This window comes from Micromonospora vulcania (assembly GCF_042658605.1).
GTDB classification, from domain to species: Bacteria; Actinomycetota; Actinomycetes; order Mycobacteriales; family Micromonosporaceae; genus Micromonospora; species Micromonospora vulcania.
Window position 1 is genome coordinate 279,582 of the sequence record NZ_JBHSQS010000005.1, and the last position, 15,991, is coordinate 295,572.

The following is a 15,991-nucleotide window of genomic DNA, read 5'->3' on the forward strand; positions in this document are numbered from 1 at the left end:
TCTCATCACGCCACCGTTGGGAGCGTGACGTGACAGCCGACGATGTGATCGTCGACCATGCCGGTCGCCTGCATGAGCGCGTACGCGGTGGTCGGGCCGACGAAGCGGAACCCGCTCTTCTTGAGCGCCTTGGCCATCGCCGTCGACTCGGGGGTGATCGCCGCGAGCTCGGCGAACGAGGCGGGACGGGCCGGCCGGGGCTCCGGGGCGTACGACCAGAGCAGCGCGGACAACCCGTCGGGCAACTCCAGCGCGGCGCGGGCGTTGGCGATCGCCGCCTCGATCTTGGCCCGGTTGCGGACGATGCCGGCATCGGCCAGCAGCCGGGTCACGTCGGCGTCGCCGTAGCCCGCGACGGTCATGATCTTGAACTCGTCGAAGGCCAGCCGGAACGCCGGGCGCTTGCGCAGGATGGTCAGCCAGGACAGGCCGGACTGGAACGCCTCCAGGGTCATCCGCTCGTAGAGCGCGTCGTCGCCGCGCAGCGGCCGCCCCCACTCGGTGTCGTGGTAGACGGCGTAGTCGGGAGTGCTCGCCCCCCAGGCGCAGCGTGGCAGCCCATCGGCGCCGATCACCAGGTCAGTCACCTCGTACACGCTAGGCCATCGCACCGACAGGCCATTGCCACCGGCCGTCCGGATGCCTAGGGTGCTGGTTACCGACCGGTAGGTCGGGGTCACCGCCGGTGCACCCCGGCCCGCGAGGGCGAGTGGAGGGTGCGCGATGAAGGAATTCCCGGACGTCATCGCCTGGTCGATCCCGGCCTTCCTGCTGCTCATCGTGCTGGAGCGGGCCTCCTACCTGCTGCACCGCGACGACGACGAGGTCGGCTACGGCGGCGCGGACACCGCAACCAGCATGGCGATGGGGCTGGGCAGCATCTTCACCGACCTGCTCTGGAAGGTGCCGATCGCCGCCGGGTACGCGCTGCTCTACGCGCTCACCCCGCTGCGGGTGGCCGAGGTCTGGTGGGTCTGGCCGCTGATCCTGGTGGCGCAGGACTTCCTCTACTACTGGTCGCACCGCAGCCACCACGTGATCCGGATCCTCTGGGCCGCGCACGTGGTGCACCACTCGTCGCAGCGGTTCAACCTCTCCACCGCGCTACGCCAGCCGTGGACCAGCCTGACCGGCTGGATCTTCTATATCCCGCTGATCCTGGCGGGTGTGCACCCGGCGGTCGTGGCGTTCTGCGGTTCGCTCAACCTGCTCTACCAGTTCTGGATCCACACCGAACGGATCGACCGACTGCCCGGCTGGTACGAGGCGGTCTTCAACACCCCGTCACACCATCGGGTGCACCACGCCTCGCAGGGCGGCTACCTGGACCGCAACTTCGGCGGCATCCTGATCGTCTGGGACCGGCTGTTCGGCTCGTTCGCGCCGGAGCGGGAGCGCTGCGTGTACGGCCTCACCAAGAACGTCGGCAGCTACAACCCGGTCCGGGTGGCCTTCCACGAGTACGTCTCGATCGCCCGCGACCTGCGCGCCGCGGTGGGTTGGCGGCACCGCGCCGGGGTCCTGTTCCGGGCTCCGGGCTGGCAGCCGACGCCGATCGTGGTCAGGGCAGCCGGCCCTGCTCGACCAGACGGGCGAACCTCTTCAGCCCCTGGGTGAGGCCCACCTTGGACCCGGGCCAGAGCACCGGCCAGGCCAGTCGACCGGCTGCCCCGCCCGGCAGGTGGAACCACTCGTGCCAGACCACCTGGGTGCGCTCCTGGTCCATCTGGGTGCAGCGCAGCACGCCCGGGCCGCGCAGCAGCCGGCCGCAGTGCACAACCCCGATCTCGTACGGCTCGTCGACGCGGACCACCCGCATCTCGTCCCGCAGCACCGCCGGGCCGAGCGTGGTCACCGCCTCGACCAGGCTGCCCTCGCGGCCGTCGCCCTCGACCACCTGCACCCGGGTGAACGGGATCCAGTCGGACTGGCGTTCCCAGGCGAGCAGCGCGGCGAAGACCCGCGCCGCTGGGGCTCTGACGATCACCGTGGCGGTCACCTCGCCGGCACCCGGTTGGGCCGCCTCACGAAGATCGTCGGCGCCCTCCGGGTCGGTCACGCCGACTCCGACCGAACCACCTGGCCGTGCTGCCCGGCACCGTCGGTCGCCTCGCCGTCGGCCGCCTCATCGTCGGCCGGCGCCACGCCGTCGGAGTCCGCCGGGGAGGACGTGGCGGCGGGCAGCGGGCCCGAGCCGACCGGGGCCGTGTCGTCGACGGGCTGTGCGTCGGCCGCAGCCGGGCCGGCGGTCTCCGGAGCCTCGTCAGGCGCCACGCCGGCGGCCTGCTCACGGGCCTGGCGTAGCACGTCCGCGTCGGCGGTGCGGCCCTCACGCAATGCGATGACCTCCGACTCCAGCACACCGATCAACTCGGACTTGTAGCCGATGTCGTAGGCGGCGCGGCGCATCGCCTGATCGACCTGGGCCATCCGGTACCCCCGCAGCGCGGTGTCGAAACGAACCGCGCCCACGTCGGACTCACGCAGCGGCCGGGTGCCCGGCAGTGCCACGGCCTGCGAATCCGGCTCGGCCGGCACCAGACCGGGATCACGGCCGCTGACCAGCACCGTCACGCCGAACACCACCGCCGCGACAGTCAACGCCACGACCAGGAAGAGCAGAAGCTGACCCATGCACTGATCGTGGCACGGCGGCTGGCCGCGAGCGAGCCCACCACCCCGCCTCGATCACGATCGGGTCCGACACGCCCGCTCGGCGTACCGGCCGACCGACCGGCTAGCGTCGGGACCGGCCGACGCGGCGGCGCCGGTCGGACTCTCGGGAGGCGGGCATGGCCGGGGCGCTTCGGCTGGGTGGGCGGACGTTCGCCTCCGGTGAGCTGGTGGTGATGGCGATCGTCAACCGCACGCCGGACTCGTTCTTCGACCGGGGCGCCACCTTCGCCGCCGACAGCGCCCTGCGGGCGGTGGAGCGGGCGGTGACCGACGGCGCGGAGATCATCGACATCGGCGGGGTGAAGGCCGGCCCCGGTGCCGAGGTGGACGTGAGCGAGGAGATCCGGCGCACGGTGGACACCATCGCCGCCGTCCGGGCCGCCTTTCCGGAGGTGGTGATCTCGATCGACACCTGGCGTGCCGAAGTGGCGGTGGAGGCCGTGGCGGCCGGCGCAGACCTGCTCAACGACACCTGGTCGGGTGCCGACCCGGCACTGGCCCGGGTGGCCGCGCAGACCGGGGCCGGCCTGGTCTGTTCGCACGCCGGCGGGCTGGTCCCCCGGACCCGTCCGCACCGGGCCGCCTTCGACGACGTGGTCGCCGACGTGGTCGCGACGGTGACCGGGCTCGCCGAGCGCGCCGTGGCGCAAGGGGTACGTCCGGACGGCATCCTGATCGACCCGGCTCACGACTTCGGCAAGAACACCCGGCACTCCTTGGAGATCACCCGGCGGCTGGACGAGCTGACCGGGACCGGCTGGCCGTTGCTCGTGGCGCTCTCCAACAAGGACTTCATCGGCGAGACGCTGGACCTGCCGGTGGTCGAGCGGTTGGAGGGGACGCTCGCGGCGACGGCGGTCTCCGCGTGGCTGGGCGCCCGGGTGTTCCGGGCCCACCAGGTCGGACCAACCCGGCGGGTGCTGGACATGGTGGCCTCGATCCGTGGCGACCGACCGCCGACGGTGACCCGGCGGGGCCTGGCCTGACCGGTCGTCGCCGCGACCGACCGCGAACGGCCGGGCGGACCGGCACGATCGCCGGAGGGTGCGGCGGTCAGGTCCAGCGCAGGATGTTCCTACGCCAGGCATAGAGGATGCCGAGCGCGAGCACCGCCACGAACACCGCCATCTCCACCACCGTGACCATGCCGAAGCCCGGCCGGTCGAAGATCACCGCCCAGGGGAAGAGGAACACCGCCTCGACCGCGAACAGCACGTACAGGTAGGCGTAGACGTAGTAGCGGATCTGCATCTGCGCCCAGTCCGCACCGACCGGATCGAGCCCACACTCGTAGCTCGCCCGCTTGCCGGGCGGGTCTGCCGGACGGGCCGGACGTAACACCCGGTTGGCGGAGAACGCCGTGACAAAGAACAGGACGCTGGCGAGCAGCAGCAGCCCGAGCGTCGCGTACGAGCCCAGGTAACCGTTCACGTCCGAGAGCCTACCGTCCGCCCGAAATCGTGGTACCAAACACGTTACGAATTTGTTTCCAGATGGGACTAGTGCACCGGGGCAATTGTTGCCGACCATTGGACCCCTCACCCCTGGCACCGGAGGACACATGGCCCGCGTGAACGCATCGCCCGGTCGCCGGGAGCCGGGGTGGCGTCCCCTGCCCCTGCTGGCGACCTCGCTCGCGCTCGGCCTGCTCGCGGCACTCGCCGTGGGGCCGGCCTGGGCGAGCGCGGCAGACCCGGACCCGACCGCGGTCGCGGTGGAGTCCGAGCCGGTGATCGAGCCCGAGCCGGACCCGGAGACCAGCTCGGCGGAGCCCACCCCGACCGAGGAGCCGGGTGGTGGCGATCCGCTGCCGACCGATCCGGCCCCGGAGACCACCGCCCCGCCGCCGGAGACGACGCCGCCGGCCCCGGTGACCACCGCGCCGGAGGTGCCGCCGGCACCGACCACGATCGCACCCACCCCGGGCGTCACCACCCGGGCACCCACTCCGGGGCCACCCGCTCCGCCGGTCCCTCCGGTGCCGCCGGTGCCTCCGGTGCACCCGCCGGCACCGGGCCCGGACGCACCGCCGCCGAGCCCGCTGGGCGTGCAGGTGACCACGGAGGACGTCACTCTCACCGGGGCGTACTGGAACAAGGACAGCGCGGCCACCACGCTACGGGTCACGGTGACCAACACCGGCACCGTCGCCCAGCGGATCGGGCTCTCGTACACGCTGCCCACCGGGCTGGTCGACGACGGCACGAAGGGATGCACCGCCGCCGGTGGCGGCTCGTACCGCTGCGGGGCCTGGACGGCCGAGGCGGGCGCACGGTTCAGCAGCCTGGTCCGGGTGCGGGTCGCCGGCACCGCCTGGCGGCAGATGCCGCTCAGCGGATCGGTGCGGGTCGCCGCGTCCGCGCCGGGAGTTGCCGGCGAGGCGACCGACGACCAGGGCTTCGCGGTGCTCTTCCCGCCCGGTCCGCCGGTGCCCGGGATCTCGCTCGCCGCCGACGAGGTGGGCTTCGACATCAGCGGCGCGGCGAGCACCCTCACGGTCCGGCTGGGCAACACCGGCACGGTGGACGCCGCTGGCCGGGTAGAGGTGGTCCTGCCCGCCGGGGTGAGCGTGCCGGTCCCACCGGCCGGCTGCGTGGCGCTCGATCCGACCCGTACCCGGTGCGACGCCGGTGCGGTACCGGCGGGCGAGACCGCCGAGGTGCGGCTGCCGGTGGAGGCGACACCGCAGGCCCAGCGGGAGGCGCCGCTGTCCGGCGCGGTGATCGGCCAGCTCGACCCGCGCAGCGGCCCTACCCGACAGGTGCAGATGAGCTTCCGGATCACCGCGGCGGCCGCGCTGGCCACGCCGGTGGCCTCGCCGCCCGCGCCGACCGGCTCCCAGGGCGTACTCCCTGCCGGTTCCGCCACCGACCACCGCGGGATGACCTCGGTGCAGCGCACGGCGGTCATCCTGATCGCGGTCTCCACGCTGCTGGTGGTGCTGGCCCTGGTCCTGGCCACCAGTTCGCTGCGGCGACGGCTCACCGACCGGCCGACCGAGCCGACCACGGCCACCACCGACTGACTCTCGACACCCCCGCAGGGCTGGCCGGTGGGTGGTGTCGGGACCTCGACGGTGATCTGGATTACGGCGGGCCGGTCGAAAGGCCGCGATTCGGGGCATTTTTCGGCCGGATCCGGTCCCAGTCGCCGGACCTCCTGGGAAGGTCGAGGGGCCATTCGACGTAGGCTCTCAGGTGAGGAACGACAGCGGGCCGGACCACCCTGGGGCGGTGCGGTGCAGCGTTGCGTCAAGGAGGTCCCGTGGCCGGGCAAGACGAGGTCACCATCATGTTCAGCCGCCCGCGCGCTCGCGCGCAGCGAAGCGAGGTGCAGGCGTGAGCGCGAGGAGTGAGCCGGTTTTGCGAGCCCCGCAGTCGCGAACGAAGGTGGCACAGTGACCAAGCAGATCCGTCAACTCGACGGGGTGGTCATCCGGTTCGCCGGTGACTCCGGCGACGGCATGCAGCTGACCGGCGACCGGTTCACCTCGGAGACGGCGCAACTCGGCAACGACATCTCCACGCTGCCCAACTTCCCCGCCGAGATCCGGGCTCCTGCCGGCACCCTGCCCGGCGTGTCGAGCTTCCAGGTGCACTTCGCCGACTACGACATCCTCACCCCGGGCGACGCCCCGAACGTGCTGGTGGCGATGAACCCGGCGGCGCTCAAGGCCAACCTGGCCGATCTGCCGCGCGGCGCGGACATCATCGTCAACACCGACGAGTTCACCAAGCGCAACCTGGCCAAGGTGGGCTACCAGAGCAACCCGCTCGACGACGAGTCGCTCGCCGGGTACGTGGTACACCCGGTGGCGCTGACCTCGATGACGGTCGGCGCGCTCGCCGTCCACGAGGTGTCCAAGAAGGACGCCGAGCGGTCGAAGAACATGTTCGCCCTGGGCCTGCTCTCCTGGATGTACTCGCGCCCGTACGAGTCGACGCTGCGCTTCCTGGAGCGCAAGTTCGCGGCTCGACCGGAGCTGGTCGCGGCGAACGTGGCCGCCTTCAAGGCCGGCTGGAACTTCGGCGAGACCACCGAGGATTTCGCGGTCCGCTACGAGGTCAAGCCGGCCAAGATGAAGCCGGGCACCTACCGCAACATCACCGGCAACGCGGCACTGTCGCTGGGCCTGGTCGCCGCCGGGGTCCGCTCCGGGCTGCCGGTCTTCCTCGGCGCGTACCCGATCACGCCGGCGTCGGACATCCTGCACGAGCTGAGCAAGCACAAGCGCTTCGGCGTGCTCACCATGCAGGCGGAGGACGAGATCGCGGCGGTCGGCGCCGCGCTCGGCGCGTCGTACGGCGGTTCGCTCGGGGTCACCACCACCAGCGGCCCGGGTGTGGCGCTGAAGAGCGAGACGATCTCCCTCGCGGTGGCGCTGGAGCTGCCGCTGGTGATCGTGGACGTGCAGCGCGCCGGCCCGTCGACCGGTATGCCGACCAAGACCGAGCAGGCCGACCTCAACATGGCGCTCTACGGCCGGCACGGCGAGGCGCCGGTCGCGGTGATCGCGCCCAAGTCGCCGGCGGACTGCTTCTTCGCCGCGCTGGAGGCGGCCCGGATCGCGCTGACCTACCGCACCCCGGTGATCCTGCTGTCCGACAACTACGTCGCCAACGGCTCGGAGCCGTGGCTGCTGCCGGACGTGGAGTCGCTGCCGGACCTGCGGGTGGAGTTCGCCACCAAGCCCAACGGCGAGGACGGCACGACCTTCCTGCCCTACCTGCGCGACCCGGAGACCCTGGCCCGACCGTGGGCGATCCCGGGCACGGCGGGGTTGGAGCACCGGATCGGTGGGCTGGAGAAGGCCGACAAGACCGGCGACATCTCCTACGACCCGGCCAACCACGACTTCATGGTGCGCACCCGGGCGGCCCGGATCGAGACCATTCCCGTGCCGGACCTGGAGGTGGAGGATCCGGACGGCGACGCCCGGGTGCTGGTGCTGGGCTGGGGCTCGACGTACGGGCCGATCGGCGCGGCGTGCCGCGGGCTTCGCCAGCGGGGCCTGTCCATCGCCCAGGCGCACCTGCGGCACCTGGCGCCGATGCCGGCCAACCTGGGTGAGGTGCTGCGCTCCTACGACCGGGTGGTCATTCCGGAGATGAACCTGGGCCAGCTCGCCCACGTCATCCGGGCCCGCTACCTGGTCGACGCGATCAGCTACAACCAGGTCCGCGGCCTGCCGTTCACGGCCACCGAGCTGGAGACGACGCTGGAAGAGGTCCTGAAGAATGTCTGAGTCCGTCGCCCTCAAGCTCACCGCCAAGGACTTCAAGTCCGACCAGGAGGTGCGCTGGTGCCCCGGCTGCGGTGACTACGCGATCCTGGCGGCCATCCAGCAGTTCATGCCCGAGCTGAACATCCCCCGGGAGCGTACGGTCTTCGTCTCCGGGATCGGCTGCTCGTCGCGCTTCCCGTACTACATGAACACGTACGGGATGCACTCAATCCACGGCCGCGCCCCGGCGATCGCGACCGGCCTGTCGGTGTCCCGTCCCGACCTGTCGGTCTGGGTGGTCACCGGCGATGGCGACGCGCTCTCCATCGGCGGCAACCACCTGATCCACGCCCTGCGGCGCAACGTCAACCTCAAGATCCTGCTGTTCAACAACCGGATCTACGGCCTGACAAAGGGGCAGTACTCGCCCACCTCCGAGGTTGGCAAGATCACGAAGTCGACGCCGGCCGGTTCGGCGGACGCCCCTTTCAACCCGCTCTCGCTGGCCCTCGGCGCGGAGGCGAGCTTCGTCGGCCGGACCATCGACTCGGACCGCAAGCACCTCCAGTCCGTGCTGCGGGCCGCCGCCGAGCACCAGGGTTCGGCGTTCGTGGAGATCTACCAGAACTGCAACATCTTCAACGACGGGGCGTTCGACCAGCTCAAGGACCCGTCCACCCGGGACGACTATCTGATCCGCCTGGAGCACGGGCAGCCGATCACCTTCGGTGCCGACGGGCGGTTCTGCGTGGTGCACCCGCCGGGCGGCTTCGGCCTGGAGGTACGGGAGACCGCCTCGGTCCGGCCGGAGGAGATCGTCGTGCACGACGCGACGGTGGCCGACCCGGCGTACGCCTTCGCGCTGTCCCGGTTGCCCGGTCTGGACCTGCGCAACACCCCGATCGGGGTGTTCCGCTCGGTGGACCGGCCGTCCTACGACAGCGTGGTGCAGAGCCAGCTGGAGGCCGCCAAGGCGACGGTCACCGAGACGCCCGAGCAGCAGCTCGCGGGCCTGCTCGGCAGCGGCGACACCTGGACGATCCTCTGACCCGTACGGCATGACGAGAGCGGCCGCCCCGTGGTGGGGCGGCCGCTCTCGTCGTATCGGCACCCGGAAGCTGGGCGGAGGTCGCTCAGCGCTGGGCGGCGGCCGGCAGCCAGAGGTTGTCGATCTCCTTCTGGGCGGCGTCCAGGCTCGCCTCGTGCAGCGGGACCAGCTCGGCCATCGCCGGAACCACGGGGGCGAGGGTCAGCTCGGCCGTGATGAAACGCGGCTCCAGGCCGGTCTGCGACAGGCCGTGCGGGAGCCACGGCTCGGCGTGCGCCCAGCCGTCGCGGGGCGTGCCCTCGCCGTATCCGCCGCCCCGGCTGGCGAGGACCACGAACTCCCGGTCGCCGAGCAGGCCGGCCGACGTCTCGGGGTCGTACGCCAGGCCGGGCAGGATCAGGTGGTCGACCCAGGACTTGACGCTGCTGGGAGCGCCGTAGTTGTAGAGAGGCAGCCCGAGCAGCACCACGTCGGCCTGCTTGACCTCGCGGACCAGCCGCTCGCTGAGCTCCCAGGATTCGCGCTGCGCCGGGGTGTGCTGGTCCAGCGGCGTCATCCGGGCCAGACCGCCGGCCGAGTCCAGGTGCGGCACCGGCTCGGCGCCCAGGTCGCGGTAGGTCACCGTGCCGTCCGGATGCGCCGCTCGCCAGACCGCGGCGGCGCGCGCGGTGAGCTGACGGCTGACCGACCAGTCGCCGCGGATGCTCGAGTCAATATGCAGCAGGTGCATGGCTTCCCCTCCAGGAATCGTCTGTGTAGCGCTAACCATTTATAGCAGGCAGATGTTCCGATCGCTCGGTAGACTGGCTCACATGTCTGTCCAGCCGGTCGAACCGGCGGAGCACCGCGCCGGCCCGATGCTGGATCACCTGGCCCGGCGGATGCGGCTGCGCGCCGAGTCCGTACTGACGCCGTTCGCCCTGCGCCCCCGACACCTCGTCGCACTCACCGTGCTGCGCGCGGAGGGCGGCATCAGCCAACAGGCACTCGCCAGCACCCTGGAGATGGACGCGACCAACATCGTCGGGCTGCTCAACCACCTGGAAGCAGGCGGCCTGATCGAACGGCGTCGCTCAGCCACCGATCGCAGACGACACGTCGTGGAAATCACCGATACCGGGGCAAAACGCCTCAACGAGGCCGAGTGCGCCCTGAAGAACGCCGAGGACGAGGTGCTGGCGGCACTGGATCCCACCGAGCGGGAGTCGCTCTACGAACTGCTCCGCCGGGCCACCACCGGCACGGCGGCCACCTGTAGCGAGATGATCTGCCCGGAACCCCCGCTGGCCAACGAGTCCTGCTGACCCCGGCCGGACGGCCGGCCGCCGTCAGGCCACCGGCGCGGACGACGGACGGTCGTCGCGGACGTGCACCAGCATGTCGCCGGTCTCGATCACCGCGCCGGCCCGGTCGGCCAGGGTGACCACCTTGCCCCGGCGAACCAGGGCGATCACCAAGGACTCCAGCTCACGAGGCGAACGACCCACCTCGTCCCGCTCCGCCGACCGCATCGCCAGCGCCATCCCCTGACCCGGCGTGAGCAGGTCCTCCACCACGTCGATCAGCGGCGGTGCCGAGGTGGACAGGCCGAGCAGCCGACCGGCGGTGGCCGAGGAGACGATCACGTGGTGCGCGCCGCTCTGCTTGAGCAGCGGGGCGTTCTCCGCCTCGCGAGCCGCCGCGATGATCCGGACCTGCCCGGCGGTGAGCTGTCGTACGGTCAGCGCCACCAGCACGGAGGCGTCATCGCTGTCGGTCGCGATGATCACGGCCTTGGCGTTGCGGACGTGCGCCTCGTTCAGCACCGACGAGCGGGTCGCCGAGCCCTCGATGGCGACCAGCCCGGCCGAGGTGGCCTGCCGCAGGGCGGCGCTGCTGCGCTCCACCACCACGATCCTCGATCGGTCCAGACCGTTCTCCAGCAGGGCGGAGACCGCGCTACGGCCCTTGGTGCCGTAGCCACAGATGATGACGTGGTCCTTCACGGTTCTCCTCCACCGCGACAGGCGACGGCCGGTCCGGTACTGCTCGGTCAGGACTTCCAGGGTGGTGCCAACCAGGATGATCAGGAAGAGCACCCGGGCCGGGGTGACGAAGAGGACGTTGACCAGTCGGGCCGACTGGGCGGCCGGCGTGATGTCGCCGTAGCCGGTCGTGGAGAGCGAGACGACCGCGTAATAAAAGCAGTCGAGCAGGGTGAGGCCGTCCTCGTTGACGTCGCGGTAGCCGTCCCGGTCCAGGTAGACGGCGGTGACCACGGCGAAGACCAGGCCGAGCGCTGCGGCCAGCCGTAGGCTCAGCGCGCTCAGCGGGCCTCGGCGCTGCGCGGGAAAATGGATCACCGTCGAACCTGCTCCCCCACCGTCGCCTGCACGCCCACAACATAGCGGGTACCGCGTCCGCCGCACGCCCCGGTCGCGAACGGACAACCGGACCCGGTCCCGCGCCCGACTACCTGGTGACAACGGCGGCACCCGGGCCCTGCTCCGGCACATCACGCCGGTGCGGGATCCGGCCGGCTGGCACACCCACCTGCGCCCGAGAGGCATCGGGCCCGCGGCGCGCCGGTGGCGCGGGCCCGTACGGGTCGGTCCGATCGGCCGCAAACGGGCATGATGGGGTGTGTCCCTCGGACGACCGCGAGAGTGAGGCCCGCATGTCGTTGCTGCGACGAGTGATCGGCGGGGTGCTGCGCCGCCACCGCCAGCGTCAGGGCCGCACGCTGCGCGAGGTGGCCGAGTGCGCCGACGTCTCCGTGCCCTACCTGTCCGAGGTGGAGCGGGGGCGCAAGGAAGCCTCTTCGGAGGTGCTCGCGGCGATCTGCCGGGCGCTCGGCATCAGCCTCTCCGACCTGCTCGGGGAGGCCCGCGACGACATGCGGCGGGTCGAGCCGCGCCTGCCGGCCGGGCCGCGGGCGGTGCTGACCCGGCTGGAGCGGGTCGAGGTGGCCCGACACGACACCGGCAACGCCACGCTGCTGGTGGGCCCGCGCAGCGGCGGGCTGATCCTGGCCCACGTGGCGGATGCGGGCGGCCCGCCCCTGGGCGTCGACGCGATGGATTCCGTCGGTGGCGCACGCCCCGGTCCGCGTACCCCCGCAGTTGTTGGCGGCGCGCAGGCCCAGTCGGGCCTGCGGCGGCTGACCGCCGCGTAGGCCGCGCCGGTTCTGCCGTCGGCGGATCTGCCGGCGGCAGAATCCCTGGGCCGGACGCCGCCGCCGCACGCACGCTGAAGGAGCCGGTCCACCGGGCGGTCCGCCGCCCGCCGGCACGGTGGGAAGGCGGCGGCACATGATCGGGTACGGCGTGCGGATGCTGGACGGCGGGCAGCCGTCCTTCGGCGACCAGGTGTTCGAACGGCTGCTGCGGGAGCGGATCGTCTTTCTCGGCACCGAGGTGACCGAGGAGTCGGCCAACCAGATCTGTGCGCAGATCCTGCTGCTCGCCGCCGAGGACGCCGAGCGGGACATCTACCTCTACATCAACTCACCGGGTGGCTCGGTGAGCGCCGGCATGGCCGTCTACGACACGATGCGGTACGTCCGCAACGACGTGGCGACGCTGGCGCTGGGGTTCGCCGGGTCGATGGGGCAGTTCCTGCTCTGCGCCGGCGCGGCCGGCAAGCGGTACGCGCTGCCGCACTCGCGGATCATGATGCACCAGCCCTCCGGCGGCATGGGTGGCACCGCCTCGGACATCACCATCCAGGCGGAGAACATGCTGCACGTGAAGCGGACCATGCAGGAGCTGATCGCCGAGCACAGCGGGCGGACGCTCGACGAGATCCAGCAGGACTGGGACCGGGACCGCTGGTTCACCGCCGAGCAGGCCCGGGAGTACGGCCTGATCGACCGCGTGCTCAGCCGGGCGGAGCAACTACCGGCGGAGTGACCCGGCGCATTTGCAGATCTTCGAGGTGCCCCCGGCAGGATTCGAACCTGCGACACACGGTTTAGGAAACCGATGCTCTATCCCCTGAGCTACGGGGGCGCGAGTGGTCAGTGTAACGACCTGCGCGTCGACCCGCGTTGGCAGGGAGTGACCCACGTTGACCTGCGTTGGCCCTGCCAACCCACCCAGCCAACGGCACATCCCTCACCACACGGCGTGGGCCGGCAACCTTGGTCATTCACCCCGACTGACCCGCCGTGGCACCGGTTAGCACCGGTTAGCTTCCGCTGGAGAACACACATCGTGCACACATCAGATGAGATCAACATCTGGTGTGTGACCTCGCCGCGGCTGGCCCGCGACCTCGCCGTCAGCGCGCTACGCCTCGCCGGACGCCCTGACATCACCGGAGCACCCGTCGGGAGCGTCGAGCCAACATTCGACTCGCGCATCCGGACCGAGTACGCGCGAGCCGCGGCTGTGGTCTCCGCAGCGACCATTGACCCACCCACTCCGGCATAGACAGCCGTCGAGCGCACGGGGTAGGCGCGCGAGACCACCTGCCAGACGGGCCATGTGCCCAGGATCTAAAGAGGGAGCTGGGCGCGCGAGACAGCTGCAGGGCCAGCTTTCGCTTGGTGTTGCTCTGGCCGCCCCAGCGCAACCAGGATCCCACCGACTCGAGCTCGTCGAGGATCGCTCGGCCACCAGTCTTCGAGGTGGTTGCGCCAGCGTCCGGACTGTCCGCTGCGGCGATGCCGCTCTCAGTAGCAGGGGAGCACACGCTCTTCGCTCGAGCCAGCCCGCGGTCCTGGACCGCGGCGTCTCTCTGGGCAAAGTCATTAGCACTCTCAAGCATATGTGCACATATCAGCAACATTACCCGGAATACGGCGCTTGCCGGCAGCCCTCTGGTCAAGGTGTACCTACGCCGGAAGGGCAAGGACAGGGCGCACGGAAGGCCGGAGCGTGACCACCAAACGGCGCGATTGTCGCGTGCAGCCGGAAATCATTCAGTTACTCGGAAGCCTGCACGAAGCCGACGCAGTCTGCCTCCTTCGCATGACGGCCCCGGGAAGAGGCTGTCCGAATGCCGAAATTCCTCTGACTCATTCCCGGCAGGCAGCATATTTGCCTTGACGTCGCCCGCTCGTGTCTAAACTTTAAGGAGATGCCATGCGATCACCTGAACGTGGTCACTCGACAAAGTCACGGTACCCCCATGATCCCCTGTCCGGGGACCCCACACCTATATGGACAGCAAAGCGAATCCGCGGCCTCGGGCCCAGCACCGACCTGGCCACCGCAGCCTCAGTGCTCGACATGTCCCGGTCCACGGCCTACAAGCTGATCCGCCGCGACGCGTTCCCCGTGCCGCATTTCCGCGTCGGCACCCACTACCGAATACCCACCGCGCCACTGCTGGCCGCCCTGCACCTCGACCTTCCCGAGCCCTAAACAGAAGTCGGCCGCGACAGATACCTCCTCCACAGCCGACTCCCGCGCCGAGGCAGGACCGAACCCCTAATCCCCACTCCTGATGCCACCAACCCCCGCCCACCAAACAACCCCGTCGACCATCAGATCCAGAGATCCCCGCAGATTCCGATCAAGAATGCCAATACAGCCTTTGACAAGCAAGGAGCAGGACCTGCCATGCCCGCCGAAAACATCTTTAAGCGCTGCGGCTGCCGCTACCTCGAAACCGGAAAACAAATGGGAAACAATTGCCCAAAGCTCCGCCGGCCTAACCACGCGTGGAGCTCCGACCATGGCTACTGGGCCTATCACCTTGAACTTCCGCCCACCATCGACGGCCGCCGACGGCAACTCCGCCGCTCCGGCCTGCCCACCCGGCGGGCCGCCGCCGACGAACGCAACCACGCTCGCGAACTGCTCGCCCTCGCCCCGGCATGGGACAAGCGGTCGCGCCGCGACATCGCCGATGCCCTCCAGGCCGCCGTCCGGGCGAAGGAGCCGCTGCCCGAGATCGACCGCATCCGCCGACGACTGCGCGGCGACACTCACCTCGCCGATATTCCCACCGTCGCCGAATACCTCACCGACTGGCTGACCCATCACAACGTCGACGCGAACACCAGGGGCGGCTACGAGTCCATCATCCGGGTACACCTGATCCCGCACCTCGGCGACATCCCCCTCGACAAGCTACGCGTCAGTCACGTCAGAGCAATGTTCACCGCGATCGAGCAGCGCAACGAAGAGCTCCTCGCCGCGAAGGCTAGTCCCGACTCGGCCGTCCAAAAATCCGTCGCTGGCAGGCGACCGACCGGCCCCAACACCTGCCTGAACATCCGCGCCTGCCTACGCAAGGCCCTCAACGACGCTCGCGCCGACGAACTACTGCCCGGCTACAACCCGGCCGCCCTGGTCAAGATTCGCGGCGACCGACCCAAGCCCATCGTGTGGGAAGACGAGCGAGTTCAGCAGTGGAAGGAGGACGGGAAAATCCCAGGACCAGTGATGGTGTGGACCGACGAGCAGGTCATCCAGTTCCTCGCCTACGCCGCGATCCACTGCCCCGACCTGCATCCAATGTGGCACTACATGGCCTTTCGCGGACCCCGCCGCGGCGAGGCCTGCGGACTACGCGACAGCGAGGTCCGCCTCCACCGCCAAGAAACCACCATCAACCACCAAATCACCACCCACGGCTACACCCCCGTCGAGAAACCCCCGAAAAGCAAGGCCGGCAACCGAGATGTCGCCCTCGACGACGACACCGTCAATATCCTCATCGCCTACAAGGAGCTGCGCGCCAAGTGGCAGCGCGCCGCCGGCCCCGCCTGGCCCAACACCGGCCTGTTCTTCGTCCGCCAAGACGGCCATGCCTGGCACCCCGACTCCGTCACCCAACGCTTCAGCCGACACGTCCGCAAAGCCGGACTACCACCCATCCGACTCCACGACCTACGCCACAGCGCCGCCACCATCGCCCTCAACGCCGGCGTCGACATCAAAGTCGTCTCCGAACAACTTGGCCACTCCACCACCACCCTCACCCGCGACACCTACCAAAGCGTCAACAAGCAACTCCACCAGCAAGCCGCCGACGCGGTAGCCAAGAGGATCCGAGACCGGCGTCAGGCCGCGTAACCATCCCCGCCATGTGACTCCAATTGATCTCGGTGA

16 protein-coding genes and 1 tRNA gene are annotated in these 15,991 nt (G+C 70.3%); 10 read left to right on the forward strand and 7 right to left on the reverse strand.

What is annotated here, in order from left to right; translation table 11 throughout:
- Positions 1–5: 5 nt before the first annotated feature.
- Positions 6–587, reverse strand: a complete 582-nt coding sequence (locus ACFQGL_RS10530; RefSeq protein WP_377509103.1) for a DNA-3-methyladenine glycosylase I — start codon at positions 585–587, stop codon at positions 6–8.
- A 136-nt stretch (positions 588–723) separates the two neighbouring features.
- Between ACFQGL_RS10530 and ACFQGL_RS10535 the strand changes: the two genes are divergently transcribed.
- A complete protein-coding gene (locus ACFQGL_RS10535; protein WP_377509105.1) occupies positions 724–1,617 on the forward strand; it encodes a sterol desaturase family protein in 894 nt (297 codons plus the stop codon).
- On the opposite strand, the gene ACFQGL_RS10540 is transcribed toward ACFQGL_RS10535, so the two are convergent.
- Together ACFQGL_RS10540 and ACFQGL_RS10545 are read right to left on the reverse strand one after the other, a co-directional pair.
- Positions 1,562–2,059: an SRPBCC family protein gene (locus ACFQGL_RS10540; protein ID WP_377509108.1), complete on the reverse strand. Its 498-nt coding sequence runs from the start codon at positions 2,057–2,059 to the stop codon at positions 1,562–1,564. The genes ACFQGL_RS10535 and ACFQGL_RS10540 overlap by 56 nt on opposite strands.
- Positions 2,056–2,634, reverse strand: a complete 579-nt coding sequence (locus ACFQGL_RS10545) for a DivIVA domain-containing protein (RefSeq protein ID WP_377509110.1) — start codon at positions 2,632–2,634, stop codon at positions 2,056–2,058. Before ACFQGL_RS10545 ends, ACFQGL_RS10540 begins: the two co-directional genes overlap by 4 nt.
- Before the next feature lie 158 nt (positions 2,635–2,792).
- Between ACFQGL_RS10545 and folP the strand changes: the two genes are divergently transcribed.
- Complete coding sequence (folP, locus tag ACFQGL_RS10550; protein WP_377509113.1) at positions 2,793–3,662, forward strand: dihydropteroate synthase; 870 nt, start codon at positions 2,793–2,795, stop codon at positions 3,660–3,662.
- A 67-nt stretch (positions 3,663–3,729) separates the two neighbouring features.
- Here folP and ndhC read toward each other — a convergent pair whose 3' ends face one another.
- Positions 3,730–4,107, reverse strand: coding sequence for an NADH-quinone oxidoreductase subunit A (ndhC, locus tag ACFQGL_RS10555; RefSeq protein ID WP_377509116.1), 378 nt, complete (start codon positions 4,105–4,107; stop codon positions 3,730–3,732).
- Positions 4,108–4,237: 130 nt separating this feature from the next.
- On the opposite strand from ndhC, the gene ACFQGL_RS10560 reads away from it, so the two are divergent.
- From ACFQGL_RS10560 to ACFQGL_RS10570, 3 genes are all read left to right on the forward strand, one after another.
- Positions 4,238–5,701 carry a hypothetical protein gene (locus tag ACFQGL_RS10560; RefSeq protein WP_377509119.1) on the forward strand — a complete coding sequence of 488 codons (1,464 nt, stop codon included), beginning with the start codon at positions 4,238–4,240 and terminating at the stop codon, positions 5,699–5,701.
- Between the two features lie 372 nt (positions 5,702–6,073).
- The gene (locus tag ACFQGL_RS10565) at positions 6,074–7,921 is read left to right on the forward strand and encodes a 2-oxoacid:acceptor oxidoreductase subunit alpha (protein ID WP_377509122.1); all 1,848 of its coding nucleotides are present in this window, start codon (positions 6,074–6,076) and stop codon (positions 7,919–7,921) included.
- Positions 7,914–8,948, forward strand: coding sequence for a 2-oxoacid:ferredoxin oxidoreductase subunit beta (locus ACFQGL_RS10570; RefSeq protein WP_377509125.1), 1,035 nt, complete (start codon positions 7,914–7,916; stop codon positions 8,946–8,948). Before ACFQGL_RS10565 ends, ACFQGL_RS10570 begins: the two co-directional genes overlap by 8 nt.
- An 85-nt stretch (positions 8,949–9,033) precedes the next feature.
- Here the strand turns inward: ACFQGL_RS10570 and ACFQGL_RS10575 are convergent, their stop codons facing one another.
- Entirely contained in the window at positions 9,034–9,678 is a 645-nt protein-coding gene (locus ACFQGL_RS10575; protein WP_377509128.1) for an FMN-dependent NADH-azoreductase, read from the reverse strand.
- Positions 9,679–9,760: 82 nt separating this feature from the next.
- Between ACFQGL_RS10575 and ACFQGL_RS10580 the strand changes: the two genes are divergently transcribed.
- Positions 9,761–10,252, forward strand: a complete 492-nt coding sequence (locus ACFQGL_RS10580; RefSeq protein ID WP_377509131.1) for a MarR family winged helix-turn-helix transcriptional regulator — start codon at positions 9,761–9,763, stop codon at positions 10,250–10,252.
- A 24-nt stretch (positions 10,253–10,276) separates the two neighbouring features.
- Here ACFQGL_RS10580 and ACFQGL_RS10585 read toward each other — a convergent pair whose 3' ends face one another.
- Positions 10,277–11,290, reverse strand: coding sequence for a potassium channel family protein (locus ACFQGL_RS10585; protein ID WP_377509134.1), 1,014 nt, complete (start codon positions 11,288–11,290; stop codon positions 10,277–10,279).
- Between the two features lie 314 nt (positions 11,291–11,604).
- Here ACFQGL_RS10585 and ACFQGL_RS10590 point away from each other — a divergent pair, with 314 nt between their 5' ends.
- Both ACFQGL_RS10590 and ACFQGL_RS10595 read left to right on the forward strand, forming a co-directional pair.
- Positions 11,605–12,102 carry a helix-turn-helix domain-containing protein gene (locus tag ACFQGL_RS10590; protein WP_377509137.1) on the forward strand — a complete coding sequence of 166 codons (498 nt, stop codon included), beginning with the start codon at positions 11,605–11,607 and terminating at the stop codon, positions 12,100–12,102.
- Between the two features lie 136 nt (positions 12,103–12,238).
- Positions 12,239–12,838 (forward strand): ClpP family protease, encoded by a 600-nt coding sequence (locus ACFQGL_RS10595; RefSeq protein WP_377509139.1) that lies wholly within the window; start codon positions 12,239–12,241, stop codon positions 12,836–12,838.
- Positions 12,839–12,864: 26 nt separating this feature from the next.
- Here the strand turns inward: ACFQGL_RS10595 and ACFQGL_RS10600 are convergent.
- A tRNA-Arg gene (locus ACFQGL_RS10600) sits at positions 12,865–12,937 on the reverse strand.
- Positions 12,938–14,014: 1,077 nt separating this feature from the next.
- Here ACFQGL_RS10600 and ACFQGL_RS10605 point away from each other — a divergent pair.
- On the forward strand, positions 14,015–14,296 hold the full coding sequence (locus tag ACFQGL_RS10605; RefSeq protein WP_377509142.1) for a helix-turn-helix domain-containing protein: 282 nt from the start codon (positions 14,015–14,017) through the stop codon (positions 14,294–14,296).
- Between the two features lie 198 nt (positions 14,297–14,494).
- Positions 14,495–15,955 carry a tyrosine-type recombinase/integrase gene (locus ACFQGL_RS10610; RefSeq protein WP_377509144.1) on the forward strand — a complete coding sequence of 487 codons (1,461 nt, stop codon included), beginning with the start codon at positions 14,495–14,497 and terminating at the stop codon, positions 15,953–15,955.
- The last annotated feature ends 36 nt before the right edge of the window (positions 15,956–15,991 follow it).